The sequence below is a fragment of the Lysobacterales bacterium genome (genome assembly GCA_019634735.1).
GTDB lineage: Bacteria > Pseudomonadota > Gammaproteobacteria > Xanthomonadales > UBA2363 > Pseudofulvimonas.
The window spans coordinates 40425-63152 of sequence record JAHCAT010000010.1 but is presented as its reverse complement, the minus strand read 5'-3'; the positions used below and the strand labels follow the sequence as shown (position 1 = coordinate 63152).

Below are 22728 nucleotides of genomic sequence, written 5' to 3'. Positions count from 1 at the left end.
GACTGCGGACCCGCCGGCAGGCATCGGGTCGACCTGATTGGCGTCGTGTCTCAGCCCAGGATCGGGGACCAAGGACCAGGACCCGGTGTTCGGTGAGCGCAGCGCGCTGTACTCCCCTCATCCCTCTGGGAGAGGGGCCGGGGGAGAGGGCCGGCACTTGCCATGATTTGCATGGTGGCCGGCCCAGTGGTGGCGCGCGCTGGCCCGGGCGGCCCTCTCCCCCGCCCCTCCCCCGCAGGGCGGGGGAGGGGAGAAGTGCGGTGTCGTCGCACTGACGTAAAGCTGCCTGGCAGCGGGCGGAGACACGACGCTAATCAGGTAGGGTCAAGGGCATGGACAACGGCGCGACCGGTGGGCGGATGGCCTTTCAGTGGGCGCTTGCGGACGGTGTCGGCCCGTGCGGTCCGCGCATCGGGGGCGGAGCCCCGTCACTTCGCCGGGCGGCCTGGCGCCGGCGCGGCGCGCAGGCTGGCCCGCGCCAGGCGGCTACGCCTGTGCCACGGCGGCCATGAACGCGGCCATGGCTGCCTCGTCCTTGATGCCGGGTGCCGATTCGATGCCGGACGAGACGTCCACCGCCCACGGTCGGGTCGCGGCGATCGCCGCGGCGATGTTGCCCGGCGCCAGGCCGCCGGCCAGCACCAGCCGGCGACTTGCGCCGGCGGGCCAGCGTCGCCAGTCCAGGCGTTGCCCGCTGCCGCCGGCGGCGCCGGGCGGATGGCCGTCCAGCAGCAGCGCCTCGGCGCGCAGGTGCCCGGCCAGCAGCGCGGCCGGGTCGGCGACGCCGGCCAGCCCGAGCGCCTTCCAGTAGGGAAGCCCGAAGCGCGTGCACTCGTCCTCGGACTCATCGCCGTGGAACTGCAGCAGGTCGGGAGCGATCGCGGCGATCGCGGCCGCAACCTCGCCGGCCGGCGCATTGCGCAGCAGCAGCACCACCCGCGGCGGGCGAACCTGTTCCCTCGCCGTCTCGGCGAGGGACCGGGCCAGATCCACGCCGACCCGGCGCGGACTGCCGGTGGCCAGCACGAGTCCGATCGCAGCGACGCCGAGACGGGCGGCCCGCTCGACGTCGACGGCGCGGGTCAGGCCGCAGAACTTGACCAGCGGAACGTTCACAGCGGGTCGTCGCATTCCAGCCAGGCCGGCAAGCCAAGGCCCCGCGGATAGCGGGGGCCGAGGAAGGTGAGCCCCTCCGGCGGCGCGGTCGGCCCGGCCGGCTCGCGGCGGCGACCGGCCAGCAGTTCCGCGATCCAGCTGCCGGGCCGCTTGCCGCGTCCGACCAGGACCAGGGAACCGACGATGTTGCGAACCATGTGGTGCAGAAAGGCGTTGGCCTCGATCTCCAGGACCACCAGGTCGCCGTCCCGGCGCACCGAGACCTCGTGCACGGTGCGCTGCGCGTGGCGCGCCTGGCAGGCCAGGGCGCGGAAGGCCGAGAAGTCGTGGCGGCCCACCAGCACCGCTGCGGCGCGGTCCATCGCCGCATGGTCGAGCCGGTGGTGCTGCCAGGTGAGGAACCGACCCTGCAACCCCGGCCGGGCATCGCGGTTCAGGATGCAGTAGCGATAGCGTCGCCGGCGGGCGGTGAAGCGGGCATGGAACTGCGCGGGCACCTGGCCAACCCATACCACCGCCACGGTCTCGGGGAGCCAGCCGTTGCTGCCCAGCATCCAGCCGCGCGGACTGCGCCGGGCGGTGGTGTCGAAATGGACGACCTGGGCCCGGGCGTGCACCCCCGCATCGGTGCGCCCGGCGCAGGTGGTTTCGATCGGTTCGTCTGCGACCCTCGACAGCACCGCCTCGAGCGTCGCCTGCACGGTCGTCGTGTGCGCGAGCCGCTGCCAGCCCGAATACCCGCTGCCGTCGTACTCGACCGCCAGCGCGAAGCGCTGGCGGTCCGGCGCGGGTGCCGCCGTCACAGGGTCGCCAGCAGCTTCCGGGCTTCCTCGCGCTGCGAGGTGTCACCTTCGCCCAGCACTTCCTCCAGCATGGCGCGGGCACCTTCGGGATCGCCCATGTCGAGGTAGGCGCGGGCAAGCTCGAGCTTGGTCGCCGCCTCGTCCATGCCGGCGCCCTCGTCGACGGAATCGGATGCGTCCATGGTCTCCCCCTCGAAGGTGATCTCCGGTTCCGCGGACACGGAATCGACCTTTTCGAAGTTGCCCCCGAAGGTGAGCGGCGGCAGCGCCTCCTCGTCGTCCTCCTGGTCGGCGGCATCCGTCGCCGGGGCCGGGGTCACGGGAGCCAGGTCGAGCTCCTCGATCGGGGTCGGCTGGAAGTCGATCGCCGGGGCATCCGGTTCCAGGACCTCCTCGTAGACGTCCGGTTCGGCCGGAAACTGGGTGCCACCGATGTCGACCACACGTCGCACGGGCTCCTCCATGGGGGCCCGGGTCGACGCCGCTGCGGATTCCGACTCCGGCTCGTCCCAGCCCGCGCCACCGAACTCCCCGACGTCCGCGGCATCGGCCAGGTCGCTGCCCTGGACGGCGCCGGCGAACAGCGGATGGCCGGGAGAAAGCTCGGCGCCAAGGTCAAGCGCCTGGGCCCACTCGGCGCTGGTCGCAGCGCCCGGACGGGCGTGGAAGCGCATGGCGGCGGCTTCGAATCGCGTGCGATCGCCCTCGGCGTAGTAGATGCTCAGCAGCTCCAGGTGCGCACCGAAATCGTCAGGGTCGGCTGCGACCTGATCCTCCAGGGCCTGGGCCTCGGCCTCGATGCCGTCGGCGACCGCAGGCGCGGCCACGGCAACCGGTGCCGCCGAGCCTTCCTTGCCGAACAGGTCGGCCACCGAGCGGCGCGGCGCCTCCACCGGGACCTGGGCCTGGGCGTTGCGACGCTGGCGCCCCGCCAGCACGGCCAGCAGCAGCAGCGCGAGCACGCCCAGCCCGATTGCCCCCTGGACCATCGGATCCATGTACCAGGGGCGCGGGAGCGGCGCGGGGGCCGCAGGCACCTCCACCGCCGTCGTCATCGCCGGTTCCGCCGGCTCGCTGCCGGCGACCGGCAGCACCGGCTCAGGCTCGCCGACCGTGGCCGGCGCTTCGCCGTCGACGAAGGCTTCGCCCTCGGTCGGACCGACCTGCCCAGTCTGCTCGGTATCCACCGGCGGCATCGACGCGTCGAATTCCCCGGCAACGGGGTCCGTGCCGGCATCCGCGGTCTCATCGACACCCGGCGTCGGCCAGCCTGCAGTGTCGTCCGGGTCCATGCCGGCTTCCTGGATCTCGTCGGGCGCCACGGCGATCGGCGCCTCGACGGGCACGACCGGCTCCGGCGGGGCCACGGCCTCGGCGACCGGCACCGGCGCCTGCGCCACGTCGGCCAGCCTGCGCTGCAGCTCCGCGACCTCCGCATCCTTGAGTTCCAGCAAGCGCGCGTTGCGGGAGTTCAGTTCCTCGAGGTCCCGGATCCGGGAAGCCAGTTCGGAGACCTCCTGGTCCTTGCTGCGCAGGTCTTCCCGCGTACGTTGCAGCTCAGCCTCAACCTGCGCCATCTGCGCTGCTCCCCGGTCGCTGCCGGCGCGGCCGGCGGATTCACTGTCGCCACCCTCGCCCCGGGGCGGCACGATCGCCAGGCGGTCGTCGACCGCGGCTGGCGCAGCCGGGACGCTGCTGCGGCGCGGCGCGGCGCCCGCGTCGGCCAGCGCGGTGGTCCCGGCCCATGCCTGGTTCTGCGCGCGAACCGTCGCGGTGGCCTCGCGGGTCGAGAGAGCGCGCACCTGGTCGGCATCGGGGACCCGCAGGACCGCACCGGCCTTCAAGGCGTTGATGTTGTCGGCGAAGAAGGCGCGCGGGTTCTCGCGCTGCAGCGCGACCATCATCTGGTTGGTGGCGACGCCCTGCGCGGCGGCATAGCGCGCGGCGATCCTGCCCAGGGTGTCGCCGCGCTGGACCGTATAGGCCGAATCGTCGGCCACGGCGGGCGCGGCCCAGGCGCGGCCGGCGGCCGAACAGCGGGCGGCGGCGCGGCCGACCGGCGGCGGCGCCGCACCGCAGGCGCTGCGGCCTGGGGCGCGGCCGGCGCGGGGGCGGGGGCGGCCGGCGCCGGGCTGGGCGGCGAGACCGGCTCAGGAACCCGCGCCTCGGCGGGCGCCGGGCCGGTTGGGGTTTCGGCCAGGGGTACGGTGGCGGCCGGCGCCGGGGGCGGGGCGGCCGCCGGCTCGCTGCGGGCGATGCTGCTGGCCGGCGCGGAGACCGGCGGGTCCAGCAGGACGCCGTACTCCCGCAACAGCCTGCCGCCACTCCAGCTGGCCTCGACCAGCAGGGTCAGGAAGGGCTCACGGACCGGCTCGTCGGAACGGATCCGGATCACGGTCTGGCCGCGCTGGTTCCGGCCGACTTCGAAGCGCGGCGTGACCGGCATCCGGGCACGCTCCAGTCCGACTCGCGCGAAGTCTTCCTGCGAGGCGAGACGGGCGACCAGCTGTTCGGCCTCTCCCGGGAAGGCCTCGCGCACCAGTATCTCGGCGCTCAGCGGCTGGTTCAGTCGGGAATTGACCACGATCTCGCCCAGGCCCAGCGCCCAGGCGGCCCCGGACAGCAGCGCCATCAGGCTGGCGGCCAACAGGACTCGGATTTTCATGCTCGGTGACTCCCCCGGATGACTGGACGCCGCTGCGGACCACCCGCACCGCGACGGTTCCGGCGGTGGCGGCCGGATTCCACGGCACCGGACCTGGACGGCGCCCCCACGGGCGCCTGAACCTGCCGGTGATTCCCCCTGCCCCGCGCCACCCACCGCGCCCGCACCCCCGGAGGGACCCGCGCGCCGACCCCCGCAACCGGGGCCAAAGTGTGACGCAGTCTCATAACTACGGCGCAACTATAGATCACGCCACGTCTTTTACCAAGATTTCGGCCAGCTGAACAGCATTCAGCGCCGCGCCCTTGCGGATATTGTCCGCGACGATCCACAAGGCCAGCCCACGCGGGTGCGACGGGTCGGCCCTGACCCGCCCCACATAGACCGGATCCGACCCCGCCGCATGGGTCACCGGGGTCGGCCAGCCACCGGGCCGGTGCTCGTCCACGACGACCACGCCTGGGGCCGCGGCCAGCACGGCCCGGGCCCGTTCCGGCGTTATCGGCTGGCGGGTCTCGATGTGGCAGGCCAGCGCGTGGCCGTAGAACACCGGCACGCGCACGCAGGTCGGGTTCACGCCGATCGCCGGGTCGCCCAGGATCTTGCGGGTCTCCCAGACCATCTTCATTTCTTCCCGCGTGTAGCCGTTGTCGGTGAACTCGTCGATCTGCGGGATCAGGTTGAAGGCGATCTGCACGGGAAACCTTTCCGGCGCCGCATCCTGGAAGTTGAGCAGTCGCGCCGTCTGCAGCCCCAGCTCCTCCATCGCCGACCGGCCGGCGCCGGATACCGACTGGTAGCTGGCGACGTTGATGCGATCGATGCCGACCTCCCGGTACAGCGGCGCCAGCGCCACCATCATCTGCATCGTCGAGCAGTTGGGATTGGCGACGATGCCGCGCGGGCGATGCTTCAGCGCCTCGGGATTGACCTCGACCACCACCAGCGGCACATCGGGTTCATTGCGGAAATGCGAGGTGTTGTCGATGACCACGGCACCCGCCGCCGCGGCGCGCGGCGCGTGCTGCGCGGAGACCGAGCCGCCTGCGGAGAAGAAGGCGATGTCGATGCCGGCGAAGTCGAAGCCGTCCAGTTCGCGCACGGTCCAGTCGCGACCGCGGCAGCGCACCTGGCCGCCGGCAGATCGGGCGCTTGCCAGCGGCACCAGGTCGGCGAACGGGAAGCCACGCTCGCCCAGGATGTCGAGCAGCGCCTCGCCGACGGCGCCGGTGGCGCCGGCCACGGCGATCCGGGGTGTGGGGTTCATGGTCGCAGGTTCTCCGTTGCGGGTTCGCCGCACTGGGCGCGATGCCGCAGATACTGATCGGCCAGCACCAGGGCCACCATCGCCTCGGCGATCGGCACCGCGCGGATGCCGACGCAGGGGTCGTGCCGGCCCTTGACCTCGACGGTCACCGGCCGGCCCTCGTGGTCGACCGAGGCCACCGGCAGGCGCAGGCTGGAGGTCGGCTTCAGCGCGATCGCGCAGGTCACCGGCTGGCCGCTGCTGATGCCGCCCAGGATGCCACCGGCGTGGTTGCTGGCGAAGCCGTCCGGACCCATGGCGTCCCGGTGCGCGCTGCCGTGCTGCGCGGCCACGGCAAAGCCATCGCCGATCTCGACGCCCTTGACGGCATTGATCGACATCAGCGCCGCGGCAAGCTCGGCATCGAGCTTGCCGTACAGCGGCGAGCCCAGGCCGGCCGGTACGTTGTCCGCGACGACCTCGATGCGGGCGCCGATCGAATCGCCCGACTTGCGCAGGGCATCCATGTAGGCCTCCAGCGCCGGGACCATGTCGGGGTCGGGCCAGAAGAACGGGTTGTCCTCGACCGCAGCAGCCTGGAAGCGCGCCGGGCGCAGCTCGCCGATCTGCGCCACATGCCCGCGGATGGTGGTGCCGAAGCGCTCCGCGAGCAGCCGCTTGGCCAGCACCCCGGCCGCCACCCGCATGGTGGTCTCGCGCGCCGACGATCGGCCGCCGCCACGGTGGTCGCGCAGGCCGTACTTGGCCTGATAGGTGAAGTCGGCGTGGCCCGGCCGGAACACCGTGGCCAGCTCGTCGTAGTCCTTGCTGCGGGCATCGGTGTTGCGCACCAGCAGGGCGATCGGAGTGCCGGTGCTACGACCCTCGTGCACCCCCGAGAGGATCTCCACCCGGTCGGCCTCGCGGCGCTGGCTGGTATGGCGGCTGCGACCGGTCGCCCTGCGGGCAAGATCGGCCTCGAAGTCGCCTTCGGCGATTTCCAGGCCTGGCGGGCAGCCGTCGATCACGCAGCCGATCGCGGGGCCATGGCTCTCCCCGAAGGTGGTGACCCGGAACAGGTGCCCGAAGGTATTGTGCGACATGCTCAACCCGTCCCGCGGCGCTGCACGGCGGCGATCTCCCCGGCGTGCGCGACCAGGTCTTCCCGGGTCAGCGCGAACACGCCCATCTGGCCGACCCGGAACTCGATCCAGGCGAACGGCACCGCCGGCAGCAGCCGCTCAAGCGCGCGCTGCGACTCGCCGACCTCGACGATCAGGACGCCGTCCTCGGCCAGGTGGCCAGCGGCCCGGTGCAGGATCTCCAGCGCCAGGTCCAGGCCATCCTCTCCGGCGGTCAGGCCGAGCCTGGGTTCGTGGGCGTACTCGGCAGGCATCGCCGAATACTCGTCGTGGGTGACATAGGGCGGGTTGCTGACGATCAGCTCGTAGCGTTCGCCCGCCAGCGCGCCGAACAGGTCCGAGCGCAGCAGGCGGACCCGGTCGCCGACCTCGAAGCGCTCGACGTTCTCGGCGGCCAGCGCCAGCGCATCCGCGGAGATGTCGACGCAGTCGACCTGCCAGCCCGGATTGTGCACCGCCATGGCGATGCCGATGCAGCCGCTGCCGGTGCACAGGTCCAGGGCGCGGGCGACCTCGACGCCGTCCGCCCAGGGCGAAAAGCCCGACTCGATCAGCTCAGCGATCGGCGAGCGCGGTACCAGGGCGCGTGCATCGGAGCGGAAGCACAGGCCCGCGAACCAGGCCTCGCCGGTCAGGTAGCAGGCCGGTATGCGTTCGTCGATGCGCCGGCGCAGCAGGGCCATCACCTGGGCGCGCTCGTCGGCGGTCAGCCGTGCCGAGGCGTACACCGGCGACAGGTCGTGCGGCAGGTGCAGGGCGTGCAGGACCAGTTGGGTGGCCTCGTCGAGCGCGTTGTCGTAGCTGTGCCCGAAGCTCAGCCCGGCACGGCCGAACTCGCTGGCGCCAAAGCGGATGAAGTCGCGGATGCTGCGCAGCTCGGTCATGGCTCGGCCTTGCGGTCGGATTCAGCCCGCCAGCGTAGCCCAAGCCACGGCATTCGTGGGGGCTGAAACCGGGCCACCAGGCAGCCGCCGCTATACTCGAGGCCATGAACCTCTCCCGATCCCTGCCCTGGCTGATCGCCGCCGCCGCCCTGGCCGGCGCCCTGGGCCTGTTCCTGGGCCAGCGCTGGTTCGCCCCCGAGGACGCGCCCGCGACCCGCACCGCCCTGGTCTATCCGGTGCCGCGCGCCCTGGAGGACTTTTCCTTGCAGCGCCCGGATGGAAGCGCCCTTACCCTGGCGGACTGGCGTGGCCGCTGGAACCTGGTGTTCATCGGCTTCACCCATTGTCCGGACATCTGCCCGCAGACCCTGGCGGTGTTCCGCGACCTGGAACGTGCCTGGCCGGTCGAGGCCGGTCCCCTGCCCGGCCTGAACTTCGTCTCGGTGGACCCGGAGCGCGACGAACCCGCCCTGCTGGCCGACTATGCCCGCTACTTCAGCCCGACCATCGTCGCCGCCACCGGGCCGCACGAAGCCCTGCTGCCGTTCACCCGGCAGCTCGGCATGATCTACCTGCGCGATCCGCCGGAAGGCGAGGATTACTCCGTCGACCACAGCGCGCACCTGGCGATCGTCGACCCGGCCGGGCGCCTGGTCGCCCTGGTGCGCCCGCCCCTGCGGATCGACGCGATCATCGCCGACCTGCGCCTGCTGGCAGGGCGCGCGTCCTGATGCGTCGCGCCTACCTGCTGCTGCAGAAGCTGCTTCCGCACCACCTGTTGACCGCCCTGGCGCGCCGCTGGGGCGCGATCCGCTGGCGGCCGCTCAAGAACCTGCAGATCCGGGGGGCAGTCCGGCAGTTCGGCATCGACCTGTCGGAATCCGAGAGCCCCGACCCCGACCACTACCCGACTTTCGATGCCTTCTTCACCCGGGCGCTGCACCCAGGCGCCCGGCAGCCCGACCCGGATCCCCGCGCCGTGCTGATGCCGGCGGATGGCCGGGTGAGTGCCGTCGGTCCGATCATCGGCGACCGCATCCTCCAGGCCAAGGGCCGCGACTACTCGCTGGCCGCCCTGGTCGGCGATGCCGGCGAAGCCGCCGCCTATGCCGGCGGCAGCTTCGCGACGGTCTATCTGCAGCCACGCAACTATCACCGCGTGCACATGCCCCTGGCCGGCACCCTGCGCCGCACCACCTACGTGCCGGGGCGCCTGTTCAGCGTCGCACCGGTCACCGTCGAGGGCATCGACAGCGTCTTCGCCCGCAACGAGCGCCTGGTCTGCCACTTCGATACCGAAGCCGGGCCGATGGCCGTGGTGCTGGTCGGCGCGATGATCGTGGCCGGCATCGAGACGGTCTGGTCGGGCTGGCTGGAGTCCCCCCGTGGCGCGACGCCACAGGTCACCGAGTTCCCGCCCGGACGCTGGCAGCTCGACCGCTTCGCCGAACTGGGCCGCTTCCACTTCGGCTCGACCGCGATCGTGCTGTTCGGGCCGGACCGGGTCCGACTGAAAGGCTTCGCGACCGGCCAGGAAGTCCGGGTCGGGCAGCGGCTGGGGGCACTGGCAGCCCGGACTGCCATCTGAACTCCCAAGCGGGGCGCGCCTGCATACGGCGTGGGCCGCCGCGCACGCCCCGGTACGCGGCGTCGATCGCTTGCCGCGCACTCGCCAAGGCGAACGCCTCGTCGAAGTCCGGCGGGACGAGCGCCGGCGCGGCAGCATGGTCGAGAAGGTCGAGCAAGCGCGGATCGGTTCCGGTTCCCGCCACCTGGCCTTGATCGCCGGCAGGCAGCGGACACTCGGCGCCGTCACGCTGCTCGATGGCCGGCCAGTCACTCTCCTTCGCGGCCGGTACCGTACCGGTCGACCGGGCCCTGGCCATCCACGGCCATACCCGGCCGGGCTGCCGGCTGCCTGCCAGTGCCGATCCGAACCCATGACCACGACCGGTTCCGCCGGCTTCGTCGTTCAACACATCTGACCGATACCTGATGCAGGGCGAATCCGGATTCATTCTCCGCGCTGCTGCGGGTCCTCGCAGTCCACGGCCTCGCACAACGCCGCTGGCAGCGATCCGTCACCGTCGGGTTCCTGCTGATCCTCGAAATCGCTGGCGAACACGCGGAAGTTCTCGTAGGCACCGATGTCGACGGCGGGGCCGACCACGCGCGGGCTGTCGTTGAGGTCGCGTTCGGGCAGATGCCAGATCGAGGGCAGCGGGCCGGGATGGATGCCGGCGTCGACCAGGGGCGACGTGCGACCGGGCGTGAAGCTCAGAAAGCCCGGACCGAACTGCGGATTGGTGCTCATGTTGCCGCTGGCGGCGGTCGAGCCCAGGTATCCGGTCCGGTGTCCGATGTTGTTGCTGTGCAGGTACAGCGGCGTATTGGTCTCGATATGCAGGTCGCTGAGGGTGTTGCCCCAGAGAATGTTGTTGTAGACGTGACGATCCGCCGAACCGCCGAGCTGGACCGCACCTGGATAGTCGGGCTGGGGCAATGACACGCTGTTGCCGATGACCGTGTTGTTGGTGAACCAGACGCCCTCGCCGCCGCGCTGTTGAATTCTGACCGCCCCGATTCCCAACAACGCTCGATTTCCCCAGAACAGGTTGTTGATCACCAGCCGTCGCCCGGTCGCGATCACCACCCCGGTGGACAGATCGAGCGCACCCACGATCGAATCGGATACGTTGTTGATGAAGGCGTTGCGCTCGATCCGGTGTACCGACGTGTTGTTGTCTGCCACCGGGTCGATGTACAGGCCGCCCCCGATCGCAGGGCCGTTGCTGTGGGTTGCCCTGCCGTTGGCCAGGGTCAGCAGGCGCACCGTGACGTCGCCGTGGCGGCCCGGCCGGATCCGCAGCACCCGGTCGATGCCACCCCCGTCAAGCACGGTATAGAAGGGGTTCTGCGTCAGTTGCTGGCCGCAGGGGTTGCCGAACAGCTCGGACCAGCCGCCGATCAGGGTCAGGTGCTTGTCGTCCGCATGAACGCTTTCGGTGTTGTAGAAAAACCCGCCGGGCGGTATCGGATAGTGCCCAGTGGCGATCCGGATCACGTCGTCCTGACCATTGAACGCCGCCAGCACCAGGGCGGCCTGCAACTGCTGGCTGTTGGTGACACAACTGATCACCTGGGCGGTGGCGGGCATTGCAAGAAACAGCGAAACGCTGGCGGCAAGCATCGATCTCATCGTTGCGTCCTCGGCTGAAAAGGGCTCGGATATCACTGCAAGCCGGCAAGCGGCGAGAAGCGCACGTCACGCATGCGGGAATGCGTCAACCGACACCGGCCAGCGGCTCGCCGTACCTGGCCGACACCGTCCGCCCGGAGCGATTCGCCGAGTTGCCCCGTCGCGCTTCGCCCGGACCTGGATCGTCCGCTTCCGCCTGGGCCGAGCCCTGCATGTGGCCCTGGCGACTGCCGGGAGGCACGGGGCAAGTGGACGCTCATTCGGCCCACGGGCGACCGTCGGCCTGAACAAGCGCGGATCGTCCTGGTCGATGCGCACGTCGCCAGTCCGGCGCCTGCCCGGCCGGGCTCGTTTCAAATCAACTGCTTGCGCTATCGCTTCGCCAAGCAGCCCTACTCGACCGCAGCTGGCGGGCACTTCGACAGTCTGCCAACGCGGGCCCACAGGCCTGTGGCTGCATCCATTCGTCGCACTGCGTGCGTATGACGCGGCACCCCAGCGGGTGCCGCTCCCGGCGGTTCCGGGACTTGCGATGAGGACGGCGAGGACGCCGTCCGGTAGGGAAACCTATGCCCGGATTCATTCGTATCGCCCTCGCGATTGCCCTGGCCGCCACGTTGTCCGCGTGCGCGTCGCAGCCACCCAGGTCGTCTGTTGCCGTTGCGGTTGGTCCATCCAGCCAACCCGACCCGACGCGATCCGATCCGACTGCGCCCGAGGCTGCACCCGACCCGGTACCCGAAGCCCTGAATGCGCCTTCGCCGGCACCTGCACCTGCACCTGCGCCTGCACCTGCACCTGCACCTGCACCTGCACCTGCGCCTGCGCCTGCGCCTGCCCCTGCGCCGGCACCTGCGTCTGCGCCTGCCCCTGCGCCGGCACCTGCGCCTGCCCCTGCGCCTGCGCCTGCCCCTGCGCCTGCACCAGCGCCTGCACCAGCCCCCGTGCCTGCGCCGGCACCTGCAACACCTGTGAGGGCGCAACCCGAGTCATCCACCACGCAGGAGGTGGCCGGGCGCAGCGTCCGGGGCAGTGTCCGCCTGGTGGCTGCCCGCGGACAGTCCCTGGCTGCCGGCGAAATCGCCAACGCCGTGGCGATCTTTCGCCCCACCACCCCGTTCGCCGCCCCGCGTCCCGGCAGGTTCAGCATCGTCACCCGGGGCAAGCGGTTTCTTCCGACCACCCTGGTCGTCCCGGTCGGCAGCACGGTCGGCTTCCCCAACGATGACGACGTGCTCCACAACGCCTTTTCGGATTCCCCGGGCAACCGTTTCGACCTCGGCCTCTATGGCGAAGGTGAGAGTGCCGACGTGGTGCTGGGATCACCCGGTGTCGTCATGGTGTTCTGCAACGTGCACTACGGCATGTACGCGGCGATCGTGGTGGTCGATACGCCCTTTGCGGCACGGGTCGACGCCGAGGGCGGCTTCCGCTTCGACAATGTTCCCGACGGCCAGGGGGTCCTGGAGGTGTGGCATCCAAGGGCGGGCGTGCAACGCCTTGATATCGACGCCGGGTCCGGTCGCGCCGCGGAAGTCGTCCTCACCATCGACCGCCCCCTGATTCCCGATCACACGCGCCTCGACGGCAGCAGCTATGGCCCAGCCCGCTGACACCCGCCAGGCCGGCAACCGGCAACTCGCGCTCCGGGTGCTGTTGGCTGCCCTGGCCACGACCGCCGTGTTCGCCCTGGCGGCATCATGGCAAACCCGGGTGGCCCTTCAGTCCGAGGTCCGGACCCGGCCCCAGGCGGGCCTGGCGCTCTTGTCCGCCGCAGTCACGGCGCAGCAAGCCGAGCTGGCTGGCCAGGCGGAGCGGCTGGCCACCGATCGCGGGTTTGCAGCCTATGTCGATGCCGCCTTGTCGAGAACGCCGGTCGACGCATTCTCGCTTCGCGACCTGCTCGAGGAGCGGGTGGATGCTGTCCAGGCTGCCGGCACCATGGTGTTCGATGCTGGCGGCCGGTTGGTCCTCGCCACAGGCGCGCTCCTGGCCGCCGCGGAACGCGGCGACGAACTCCCTGGCGTCGCCGAGGTGGTTCGCACCGGCGCGGGTTCGGGCGGATTCTGGCTGGTCGCGGGCAACCCGACCAGCATCGCGCTGTCGCCGGTGCGACAGGGACCGTTGCTGCGCGGTGTGCTGGCGTTCGCCCGACCCATTGCGCCGTCGACGCTGGCAGCCATCGGCCAACCAAGCGCGGTCGTGCTGGGACTGGAGATCGCCGACGGGCGGGAACACGCCAGCGGAGGCGGCGGCGCAGCGACGGGCCACCGCGCGGCAGACGTGTCGGCAATGGAGTTGCCGGACTTCGATCGCCCCGCCCTGATCACGGCGCATCTGCATCCCTCCGAAATCGCCGCCAGCACAGCGCGGCAGCGGGGACTGCTGGTCCTGGCCGGCAGCGCCGGGCTCATGGCAGGCCTGCTGGCGCTCTGGATCGCCAGGCGGAGCGAGCGGGCGGCGGGCGCCGCGGCCGTCCCCGCCCGGCGGGATGACCTGGCCACGCGGGATGGCAGCATCCGGCTACTTGCGTGGCTGGAATCCGCCGGGCCGGTTTCACCCGCGCCCGCGAGCGAAACCTTCAGTCCTGTCGCTACCGTGCCCGATCGCTTCCAGGCGCTGGCCCGACTGCCCGCCGCGGCCGGCACACAGCGTTTGCGCGTGCTCGATCGTCAGGAAGGCGTGCTGGCGGAGCTGCTGCAGTTCCTGCCCGGCCAGGCGCGCCGCACTGCCCTCGCCTTCCGCCTGGGCGCAGAGATGAAGCGCGCCATGGCCGTGAACCACCCGGCCCTGGTCCGGATCGTCCATGTGGGCCAGCACCAGGGGACACTCGGGATCGCGCTCGAAGACCTGTCCGGGCACTCGCTGGCCGACCTCCTGGCACGGCTGGGTCCACCACCCGCTGCCGCCGGCCTGTTGCTCGCCCGGCGCATCGTGGCCGCGTTGACCGCCCTGCACGGCGCCAAGGTGGTGCCGTGGTCGCTGAGCGCCAGCCAGGTCGTGCTGCAACCTGGCGGTCAGATCCGGGTCCGTCCGGTCGACCCATTCTCGCCGTTCGGCACGCGGTCGCATGGGGAGGGGCTACCCGGAAGGCCGGATCCGAAAGCCCTCCTGCTGTCCGAGCTTGCGGACCTTTTCGGGCTGCTCTTCCAGGCCCACGGCTCTGCTGCCTCCGACCCCGCCGTGTTCGACCTGATCGGGCGACTCAGGAGCGGCCGCTCGCCATCGCTCGACGACGTCGACCTGCGGCTTGCTGCCATCAAGGCGTGACGCCCCGACGCGGGACGAAACGCCCGAGAGCTCTGACACCCTGGGTCCACGCGGCGGCCGGGCCGGCCAACCGGGGCCGGCGCCCGGCCCGGCGGGACAGGTGACATCGCAAGCGGCCCGCAGTCGACTCCGCTCCCAGCGCGGGCGATGCCCTGCGAAGGCGGGGCGACCCATGCCGCAACGCAGGCCATCCACGAAGGGGTTGCGAGGCGTCGTTCAGCGGCTTGCCGGGAGGCTTCATGATTCCGCTGCTTCGACCGCCGAGCTTCGCGCCGTGACGCGGCCCACTCCCGTTGGCCAGTTCGCCGTCGTGTCGGCTGCGCCTTCGCCGTCCAACGGTCCGCTGCCCGCACCATGACGCGACCCGACGATTTCGCTACGCGTCCTGAAGTAGCGTTCCGGCTAGCGCTCGACGATTTCCCGGTGCATCGGCGCAAGCACCGCGAGCAGTCGATTCTGGGCGCGGAACGGAATGCCCCGACGGTTCATGGCCGTCTGCAGGTCCTCGACCAGGGCATTGAAATCGGCGCGGGTGATGCCCAGGCCGGCATGCGACTCGATCATCGTTCGCCCGGTGTAGCTGCAGTCGCCGCCCAGGATCACGCAGAACTGCTCGGCAAGATGACGCTTCAGCAACCGCTGGTCGATCGTCTCGAAGAACGGACGCAGGCGCGGGTTGTCGAGCATGAGGACCATCAGGTCGTCCATCAGGCCGGCCAGTCCCGCCGCCCCCCCGAAATCATCGAGGACCCCTCGCAGCTCAGGATGGGCGGGCGCCGGATCCATTTGCGCGGCCGTCGGTGTCGCGAAGGCGACGGCCAGGGAAAGCAGCAGGCCCAGGGTCGCACCGGGAGAAAGTTTCATGCGCGGACTCCTTGTCGATTCAGAATCCGACCTGGAGAGAGGCGTACAGCCCCCTCTGGTCGTCGGCGATGACGATGTTTCCAAGATCGACGTACGCCAGCGTCAGCGACAGATGCTTGGAGGGTGCCCATGCGATGAAGGCGTCGAACGCGTCGTCCTCCCGCGCGATGCCCAGGTTGTTCGGCTTGGCCCGGTACTCGACACCGACTGCAAGGTTGCGGCGGAGCAACAGGGCGGCCGATCCCTCGAACTGCAGCCGCCGACTACCGCGCAGGTCGCCTCCGAAACCGAGAATCCCGAACTGGTTGGCCCGGGTGTACCGCAGCGTGCCGTTGACCAGCAGGCTCTGCGCCAGGTACAGCTTGGTGGCCGACAGGTAGGGCTCGAAGTCCGCGTGGTCGCGCGCGCCGATCGCCGCGAGCAAGCCAGGCTGGTCGTTGCGCTTGTACTGGAAACCGACTGCAATCTGGGGCAACCAGGCATCCTGTTCGACGATGGCGTCGCCGGCCAGTCGCAGCTTGACCCCCACGACATCCTGCTGGATCGTGAAGCCTCGTCCCAGGCCAAGGGCGGTTCCGACGTTCCTGGTGTCGAAGCGCTGGCGGGCAAGACTCACTTCAAGGCGGTCGGAAATGCCGACCAGCGCGCCGAAGCTGTCGAGGGTGTAGTCGTCGAGGGCGACATGGGTGTAATAGGCCTGGGCGCCGACCTGCCCCGCCGCGCCCTGGCCGCCGATCAGCGCCCAGGGAACCAGCCCGCCGCCGCCCGCCCCCTCGACCTGGCTGACGCCACCGGTCAACACCAGTTTCCCGCCCGTTCCGGCACCCGACTGGGCGTGCGCGAAGGCCGGGGTCGCCAGTACCGCCAGCGACAAGGCAAGCCGGAAACGCCGGCCCGGTGTCCTATGCATCATCAGTACCTCCCAGGATCCAAAGGGGCACACCCGGAGTCCGGGTGGCGATCAGCACCCGTACTTACGCTCCAGGGAAGCGATCGGATGCAGGCCGGCCCCTGACCCTCGGCGCCCGCAGCCCGGGCGGCCTTCGCGGAACTGCGCGCATCCTCGACGGCTGGCCGACGGCACGGGTCTGACCGCCGTCGGCCCCGATGCGCCACCGTCCAGGCCATCGGGCCGCGGCGCCACACCGGACGGGCGCCGGAAGACCTTCTCGGGCCGCCTCCACCGCGCCTGGGATGCCCGACGGCGACCATGCGGTGTTCGCTGCAATTCTCGCCCTTCAAATGCCGTGGCTGGGTTCTGCCCGAAAGGCGGGTGCCCGCGGCGGCGAGCGACGCCCGAACCGGCATCTGGCGAAGTGGCGCTATCGCGGACTGGACCCGCTCAGGAACCTGCTGGGAAGGTCTGGGCCTGGCTTTCGGCCGAGCGGATCGCCATGCATGGTTGGATGGCGTCCTGAACACGGCGCCCGGCGCCCTGACCCGTCGGAACCGACCCTCCTGCCCGAAATGCCGCCCTGATCCGGCACGACGAAACGCACTGCCCGCAAATCGCCATTTCCTGCCCCGATCCAGGCTGGTATGCGGCTGATACTCTCGCCGCCCCCCAGGAGGTCGTGCCACTCCGGCACGGCAGGCGGTGCGCAGCAAAGGGCAGCACGATGAGCGAGGCTATCGAACCAGGATGCAACCGGCCTGCGCCGGACGACGGCAGGCACCCCCGGCGTGGGTGGGCAAGGCACGTGCTGGGCGACTTCCACTGGCAGCGGCCGGCCTGGCTCGCCCGTTCGATCGCCCGGATGCGCCGCCACCCCGGTCGCTGGGCCGGCGGCAGTCTTTGCCTGCTCATGCTGGCGGCTCTGGCCATCTGGTGGGTCAAACGTCCGCCGGTGGTTCCGCCCGATGCGTTGAGCGTTGTCCTGGAAGCGCCGCGCGTCACCGACTACACCCGGACACCGCCCGAAATCGCCGAACTGCGCCTGCGCTTCTCGGCTGCCGCGGCACCGCTGGAAGCGATCGGCGAACCCGGCGAGCGCCGCCGCGAGCCACAGGGTGTGACGCTGGCGCCCGCCCATCCCGGCACCTGGACCTGGCGTGACGACCGTGTTCTGGTTTTCACCCCGGCCCAGGACTGGCCGGTACACCAGGCCTTCCAGCTGCGCATCGACCCGCGCACGGCGCTGGCACCGCGCAGTGTGCTGGCGAGTACCCGCCACGACTTCGAGACCGCGCCGTTCCGCGTCCGCCTGACCGGCAGCGAGTTCTACCAGGATCCTGAGGATGCCCGGCTCAAGCGCGGCGTCTACACGCTTTCCTTTTCCCATCCCGTGGATGCCGCGACGCTCGGGTCGCGAATCGGGCTGGAAATGCGCGATGGCGCCGACCGAAGCCTGCGCGCGCCAGCACATGGTGTGCGCTACGACGAGCGCGGCTTGACCGCCTGGATCCAGACCGAACCCCTGGACGTGCCCGAGAACGGAGGTCGGCTGACACTCAACGTGCGCCAGGGCGTCGCCAGTCGCCTGGCCGGCCGCAGCGCAGCCGACGCGCTGTCCGGCCAGGTCGAGTTGCCCTCGCTCTACAGCGTGAACGTCGCAAGCGTCAACCTGACCCTGGTCAACAACGAGCGCCATGAGCCCGAGCAGGTGATGGTGCTGACCTTCAATCAGGCCATGCGCGACAACGACGTGTCAGACGCGGTCCGAGCCTGGCTGTTGCCCGAGCACCGCATCGCCCGTCTCGGCGAGAGCGCGCCGCGCGACGGTTGGCCGGTGCCCTACCGCTGGAGCCCGGGCGAGATCGACCAGACCGTCCTCGACCAGAGCGAACCGCTGGCGCTGGCGCTGCTGCCGCCCGAGCGCGAATGGACACAGACCCACAGCTTCCGCTATCAGGCGCCGCCTGGGCGCCGCATCCACGTGCGTGTGGAGCGAGGCATCAAGAGCTTCGGAGGCTTCATACTCGGCCAGCCCGATGCGCGCGTGCTGCAGATCCCACCGTATCCGGAGCTGCTGCGCATCATGGGCGACGGGGCTCTGCTGTCGCTGCGAGGCGAGCGTCGGGTAAGCATCGTCGCGCGCAATCTTGCCCATGCCCGACTCGAAGTCGGCCGCATCCTGCCCGAGCAGCTGCACCATTTCGCCGCCGGCTCAAGCGGCAGCTTCAGTGAGCCCAGGCTGTGGCAGGTCGGCGAGGACGCACTGGTCGAGCGCTTCGAAGCGCGGCTGCAGATGCCGACCGACGACCCGGCCCGGACCCACTACCGAGGCGTCGATCTGGGCGAGTTCTTCACACCCGACCGGCGCGGCGTGTTCCTGCTCAGCCTTCGCAAACTCGATCAACGGGACGCAAGCCTGCCGTCCGAGCAGACTCTGGCCGGAAACCGCGGGCGCGAGTTCGATCGCCGCCTGGTTGTTCTGACCGACCTGGGCGTGATCGCCAAGCAGTCCCTGGATGGAGGCCGCGATGTTTTCGTGCAATCGCTGGCCTCGGGCGACCCGGTGGCCGGTGCACGGGTGCGCGTGGTCGCCCGCAACGGCGAAACCCTCATCGCCCAGACCACCGATGCCGGCGGCAGAGTTTCCTTGCCCGATCTCGGCGGCTTCCGCCGCGAGCGCCAGGCTGTGATGCTCACGGTTGCCTTCGCCGACGACCTGAGCTTCCTTCCGCTGAATCGCCATGATCGCTCGCTCGACACCTCGCGCTTCGATGTCGGCGGCGAACCCAACGACCGCGATGCCGGTGCGCTGCGCGCGACCTTGTTCTCCGACCGCGGCCTTTACCGCCCGGGCGAGACCGTCAACCTGGGCATGGTCCTGCGTGCCGCCGACTGGACGCGCTCGCCCGAGGGCCTGCCGTTGGAACTGGTGGTCACCGACCCGCGGGGGAGCACCGCGCTGCGCCAGAACGTCGCATTTGGCAACGAGGGCTTCGAGGAGGCCCGTTTCACGCCGGCGGAGTCGGCGCCCAGCGGTCCCTGGCAGGCCAATCTCTATCTGATCGAGGGCGAGCACCGCCGCAGCTTCGTCGGCGGCACCACCGTGCAGGTGCGGGAGTTCCAGCCCGACACCCTGCGCGTATCCGCACGCCTGTCGCAACGCAACCCGCAGGGCTGGGTGCATCCGGCCGGACTCAACGCCGAAGTCAACGTGGAGAACCTGTTCGGCACCCCGGCCCAGGACCGACGCGTCGAGGGTCGCCTCACGCTGCGCCCGGTGCTGCCCAGCTTCTCGCGCTGGCCGGGCTTCCGCTTCCACGACCCGCGCCGCGCCCGCGACGGCGTGAGCGAGCCACTGGCCGAGGTGCGCACCGACGCCGAGGGCAGTGCCACCCTGGCCCTGGGCCTGGAGCGCTACGAGCGCGCCACCTATCGCCTGGATCTGCTGGTGCGCGCCTTCGAGCCCGGCAGCGGCCGAGGCGTGGCCACGCAGGCCGGCGCGCTGGTCAGCGATGCCGAATACCTCATCGGCGTGCGCACGCCCGATCCGTTGGGGTGGGTCAGCCGCGGCGACGACCGCGAGATCGAACTGGTGGCGATCGGTCCCGACGGCGCTGCGCGCGCGGTCGACGGCCTGCGCGCGGTCAGGGTGGAGCGCCGCTTCGTCTCGGTGCTGACCCAGTCCGACGACGGCCTGTACCGCTACGTGTCGCGCGAGCGCCGCGACGTGCGCGAGGAGCAGCCCATCGCCTTCGGCCAGGCCGCGCAGAAACTGCGCCTGGACACCGCCGAGCCGGGCGACTGGACCCTGGAGATCCGCGACGCCGACGACACCGTCCTCAACAGCATCGACTGGACCGTGGCCGGCGCGGCCAACCTCAGCCGTAGCCTGGACCGCAACGCCGAGCTCGCCATCACCCTGTCCAAGCGCAGCTACGCACCGGGCGAGGAGGTCGAGATCAGCCTGCGCGCGCCCTATGCCGGCCGTGGCCTGATCACCATCGAGCGCGACCAGGTCTATGCGCATTCCTGGTTCCGCGCCGACACCACTGCATCGGTGCAGCGCATCCGCGTACCCGAGGGTCTGGAGGGCAATGCCTACGTCAGCGTGCAGTACCTGCGCGCCCCGGACTCGGACGAGATCTTCACCAGCCCCCTGAGCTGGGGTGTGGCGCCCTTCGAGATCGACCGCGACGGCCGCACCCTGCCCCTCTCGCTCGACCTCCCGGCAAGCGGGCGTCCCGGCCAGGCGGTGGAGTTCACCGTGCGCACCGGCGAGCGCGCCAAGGTCGCGGTGTTCGCCGTGGACGAGGGCATCCTGCAGGTCGCCAACTACCGCGTCCCCGACCCGCTGGACCACTTCTTCCGCAAGCGCATGCACCAGGTCGGCACCGCGCAGATCCTGGACCTGCTGCTGCCGGAGTTCAGCCGCTTCCAGGCCCTGCTGGCCGCCCCGGGCGGCGACGGCGAGGGCGGCGCGGCACGCCACCTCAATCCCTTCAAGCGTCGTGGCGAGGCCCCCGCGGTGTGGTGGTCGGGCCTGGTCGACGTGGAGGGCGAGGCGCGCCTGTCCTACACCATGCCCGACCACTTCAACGGCAGCCTGCGCGTGGTGGCGGTGGCGGTCAGCCCGCGCCGCATGGGCATCACCGAGACCACCCAGCGCATCCGCGGCGACTTCGTGCTCACCCCCACCGTGCCAACCCACGTGGCCCCGGGCGATGTGTTCGAGTTGCCGGTGGGCATCGCCAACACCGTCGAGGACGGCGGTGATGCCGCCATGCCGGTGCAGTTGGAAGTCGAACTCGCCGGCCTGCTGACCCGCGAGGGCGAGCCGCCGGCCGCGCTGTCGATCAGGCCCGGCGACGAGGGCCTGGCCCGCCTGCGCCTGCGCGCCGGCGACTCGCCCGGCGTGGCCGCGGTGACCCTGCGCGCACGCAGCGGCGAGCGCGTGTCCACGCGCCGCATCGAGCTTTCGATCCGGCCCGAGGCGGTGTCGCGCGCCACCTTGCGCGTGGCCCGCGTGGAGCGGCGCACCGAACTGGGCGAGCTGCGCGACATGCATGACGCGCGCGCCAGCCGCCGCATCGCCGCATCGGCGTCGCCCCTGGTCGCCATCGACGGCTACGGCACGTGGCTGAGCAACTTCCCGCACTACTGCACCGAGCAGTTGGTGAGCGTGGCCCTGCCCGCCCTCGTACAGGCCCGCCACCCGGAGTTCCGCGCCAGCCACACCAGCCCCGAACAGTTGGCTCGCCTGGTCGATGCCCTGCGCACGCGGCAGAACGCGGAGGGCGGCTTCGGCTACTGGCGCGCCGAGCTGGACGCCGCACCCTTCGTGTCGGTCTACACCTCGCTGGCGCTTGTGGAAGCCCGCGAGCGCGGCCTGCGCGTTCCCGACGACATGCTGGGCTCGGCCAACCGCTACCTTCGCGAATTGTCCCGCGATGCCTCACGCATGGCCCTGCACGAGCAACGTGCGCGCGCCCTCGCGGTGTATCTGCTGGCGCGTCAGGGGCAGCAGGTCGGCGACCTGCTGGCCACCCTGCAGACCCAGCTGGAACGCGACCACCCGCAGGCCTGGCGCGACGACAGCGCCGGCGCCTTCGTCGCGGCCGCCTTCGCCTTGCTGCGCCAGGACCGCGCCGCCGCCCCGCTGGCCCAGCGCCAGCGCGAGCTGGCCGGCAACGCCCTGCCCGACCGCTGGGACTTCGTCCACTTCAGCGACCCGCTGGTCGACCACGCCTGGCGCATCTACCTGCTGCACAAGCACTTCCCCGACCAGGCCGCTCGCCTGCCGGCACAGGCCATCGAGCGCCTGATCGAGCCGATCCGCCAGGCCCGCTTCAACACCCTGAGCCTGGGCATATCGGTGCTGGCGCTGGAGGCGATCGGCAGCCTCGACGCACCCCTGCCCACCCTGCAGGCCGCTGCGGCACAGGGCGAACCGCGCACCCTCGGCGAGGCCATCGGCCGCCTGCGCCGCGCCGGCTTTGAGGGCAGCGACCGCCGCCTCTGGGTCGCCCCCGGCGAAGGCGCGTCGGCCTGGTACGCCCTGTCCGAATCCGGCTTCGACCGCAGCCCGCCGCCGGCGGTGCAGGACCAGGGCCTGGAGGTGATCCGCGATTACCTGGACGCCAACGGCCAGCCGACCACCACCGTGTCGGTGGGCGGCGAACTGACCGTGCGCCTGCGGATCCGCTCGCGCGAGTCGCGCAGCTGGGAGCACGTGGCCATCAGCGACCTGCTGCCCGGCGGCTTCGAGCTGGTGCTCATCCCGCCCGCCCCGGCCGAGGCTGCCGCGGGCAGCGCTGACACCGCGCGCCAGGAGAGCTTCGACGATGGCGGCGACGAGGGCACGCCGGCCGGCGAGGCCCAGCCGCAGGCCGCCAGCCTCGCCCTGCCCGGCAGCACCTTCCAGGCCGACCACACCGAGCCGCGCGAGGACCGCGTGGTGCTGTACGGCACGGTCGGCCCGGAGGCGCGCGAGTTCCGCTACCGCATCCGCGCCGGCAGCGTGGGCGAGTTCGCGATCCCGCCGGTGCATGCCGAATCGATGTACCGGCAGGACGTGATCGCACGCGGTGGGCCGGCAGGAAAGCTGATGGTCACTGCCGTGGAGCGAGGGGGGCCGTGATCGGCGA

General features: G+C 71.1%; 16 protein-coding genes. 6 read left to right on the top strand and 10 right to left on the bottom strand.

The window, feature by feature from the left end:
• Positions 1 to 486: 486 nt before the first annotated feature.
• The 7 genes from KF823_10665 to prmB form a co-directional block, all read right to left on the bottom strand.
• Positions 487 to 1116, bottom strand: coding sequence for a phosphoribosylanthranilate isomerase (locus tag KF823_10665; protein MBX3726364.1), 630 nt, complete (start codon positions 1114 to 1116; stop codon positions 487 to 489).
• Positions 1113 to 1919: a tRNA pseudouridine(38-40) synthase TruA gene (gene truA, locus KF823_10660; protein MBX3726363.1), complete on the bottom strand. Its 807-nt coding sequence runs from the start codon at positions 1917 to 1919 to the stop codon at positions 1113 to 1115. Before truA ends, KF823_10665 begins: the two co-directional genes overlap by 4 nt.
• Positions 1916 to 3919 (bottom strand): LysM peptidoglycan-binding domain-containing protein, encoded by a 2004-nt coding sequence (locus tag KF823_10655; GenBank protein MBX3726362.1) that lies wholly within the window; start codon positions 3917 to 3919, stop codon positions 1916 to 1918. The genes truA and KF823_10655 overlap by 4 nt, the downstream gene beginning before the upstream one ends.
• Positions 3820 to 4584 carry a hypothetical protein gene (locus tag KF823_10650; protein ID MBX3726361.1) on the bottom strand — a complete coding sequence of 255 codons (765 nt, stop codon included), beginning with the start codon at positions 4582 to 4584 and terminating at the stop codon, positions 3820 to 3822. Before KF823_10650 ends, KF823_10655 begins: the two co-directional genes overlap by 100 nt.
• A 247-nt stretch (positions 4585 to 4831) precedes the next feature.
• Positions 4832 to 5851 carry an aspartate-semialdehyde dehydrogenase gene (locus KF823_10645; protein MBX3726360.1) on the bottom strand — a complete coding sequence of 340 codons (1020 nt, stop codon included), beginning with the start codon at positions 5849 to 5851 and terminating at the stop codon, positions 4832 to 4834.
• Complete coding sequence (gene aroC / locus KF823_10640; protein ID MBX3726359.1) at positions 5848 to 6933, bottom strand: chorismate synthase; 1086 nt, start codon at positions 6931 to 6933, stop codon at positions 5848 to 5850. The genes KF823_10645 and aroC overlap by 4 nt, the downstream gene beginning before the upstream one ends.
• Before the next feature lie 2 nt (positions 6934 to 6935).
• Positions 6936 to 7856: a 50S ribosomal protein L3 N(5)-glutamine methyltransferase gene (gene prmB, locus KF823_10635; GenBank protein ID MBX3726358.1), complete on the bottom strand. Its 921-nt coding sequence runs from the start codon at positions 7854 to 7856 to the stop codon at positions 6936 to 6938.
• Between the two features lie 104 nt (positions 7857 to 7960).
• Here prmB and KF823_10630 point away from each other — a divergent pair, with 104 nt between their 5' ends.
• Together KF823_10630 and psd are read left to right on the top strand one after the other, a co-directional pair.
• On the top strand, positions 7961 to 8587 hold the full coding sequence (locus tag KF823_10630; GenBank protein ID MBX3726357.1) for an SCO family protein: 627 nt from the start codon (positions 7961 to 7963) through the stop codon (positions 8585 to 8587).
• Complete coding sequence (gene psd / locus KF823_10625; GenBank protein MBX3726356.1) at positions 8587 to 9444, top strand: phosphatidylserine decarboxylase; 858 nt, start codon at positions 8587 to 8589, stop codon at positions 9442 to 9444. Before KF823_10630 ends, psd begins: the two co-directional genes overlap by 1 nt.
• A 426-nt stretch (positions 9445 to 9870) precedes the next feature.
• Here psd and KF823_10620 read toward each other — a convergent pair whose 3' ends face one another.
• Positions 9871 to 11055: a hypothetical protein gene (locus KF823_10620; protein MBX3726355.1), complete on the bottom strand. Its 1185-nt coding sequence runs from the start codon at positions 11053 to 11055 to the stop codon at positions 9871 to 9873.
• A gap of 750 nt (positions 11056 to 11805) precedes the next feature.
• On the opposite strand from KF823_10620, the gene KF823_10615 reads away from it, so the two are divergent.
• The 3 genes from KF823_10615 to KF823_10605 all read left to right on the top strand — a co-directional run bounded on the left by KF823_10615 (position 11806) and on the right by KF823_10605 (position 14325).
• Positions 11806 to 12030, top strand: a complete 225-nt coding sequence (locus KF823_10615; GenBank protein MBX3726354.1) for a hypothetical protein — start codon at positions 11806 to 11808, stop codon at positions 12028 to 12030.
• On the top strand, positions 12027 to 12668 hold the full coding sequence (locus KF823_10610; protein ID MBX3726353.1) for a hypothetical protein: 642 nt from the start codon (positions 12027 to 12029) through the stop codon (positions 12666 to 12668). The genes KF823_10615 and KF823_10610 overlap by 4 nt, the downstream gene beginning before the upstream one ends.
• A 67-nt stretch (positions 12669 to 12735) precedes the next feature.
• Entirely contained in the window at positions 12736 to 14325 is a 1590-nt protein-coding gene (locus tag KF823_10605) for a hypothetical protein (protein MBX3726352.1), read from the top strand.
• 402 nt (positions 14326 to 14727) lie between these two features.
• Here KF823_10605 and KF823_10600 read toward each other — a convergent pair whose 3' ends face one another.
• Together KF823_10600 and KF823_10595 are read right to left on the bottom strand one after the other, a co-directional pair.
• Entirely contained in the window at positions 14728 to 15189 is a 462-nt protein-coding gene (locus KF823_10600; GenBank protein ID MBX3726351.1) for a group 1 truncated hemoglobin, read from the bottom strand.
• Between the two features lie 19 nt (positions 15190 to 15208).
• A complete protein-coding gene (locus tag KF823_10595) occupies positions 15209 to 16099 on the bottom strand; it encodes a DUF3034 family protein (protein ID MBX3726350.1) in 891 nt (296 codons plus the stop codon).
• Positions 16100 to 16889: 790 nt separating this feature from the next.
• On the opposite strand from KF823_10595, the gene KF823_10590 reads away from it, so the two are divergent.
• A complete protein-coding gene (locus KF823_10590) occupies positions 16890 to 22721 on the top strand; it encodes an alpha-2-macroglobulin family protein (protein ID MBX3726349.1) in 5832 nt (1943 codons plus the stop codon).
• Positions 22722 to 22728: the final 7 nt, after the last annotated feature.

Excerpts from the sequence above, each read along its gene's own strand:
- KF823_10650 (MBX3726361.1), bottom strand. The coding sequence starts at position 4,584 with ATGAAAATCCGAGTCCTGTTGGCCGCCAGCCTGATGGCGCTGCTGTCC.
- KF823_10645 (MBX3726360.1), bottom strand. The coding sequence starts at position 5,851 with ATGAACCCCACACCCCGGATCGCCGTGGCCGGCGCCACCGGCGCCGTC.
- aroC (MBX3726359.1), bottom strand. The coding sequence starts at position 6,933 with ATGTCGCACAATACCTTCGGGCACCTGTTCCGGGTCACCACCTTCGGG.
- prmB (MBX3726358.1), bottom strand. The coding sequence starts at position 7,856 with ATGACCGAGCTGCGCAGCATCCGCGACTTCATCCGCTTTGGCGCCAGC.
- KF823_10630 (MBX3726357.1), top strand. The coding sequence starts at position 7,961 with ATGAACCTCTCCCGATCCCTGCCCTGGCTGATCGCCGCCGCCGCCCTG.
- psd (MBX3726356.1), top strand. The coding sequence starts at position 8,587 with ATGCGTCGCGCCTACCTGCTGCTGCAGAAGCTGCTTCCGCACCACCTG.
- KF823_10620 (MBX3726355.1), bottom strand. The coding sequence starts at position 11,055 with ATGAGATCGATGCTTGCCGCCAGCGTTTCGCTGTTTCTTGCAATGCCC.
- KF823_10615 (MBX3726354.1), top strand. The coding sequence starts at position 11,806 with ATGCGCCTTCGCCGGCACCTGCACCTGCACCTGCGCCTGCACCTGCAC.
- KF823_10600 (MBX3726351.1), bottom strand. The coding sequence starts at position 15,189 with ATGAAACTTTCTCCCGGTGCGACCCTGGGCCTGCTGCTTTCCCTGGCC.
- KF823_10595 (MBX3726350.1), bottom strand. The coding sequence starts at position 16,099 with ATGCATAGGACACCGGGCCGGCGTTTCCGGCTTGCCTTGTCGCTGGCG.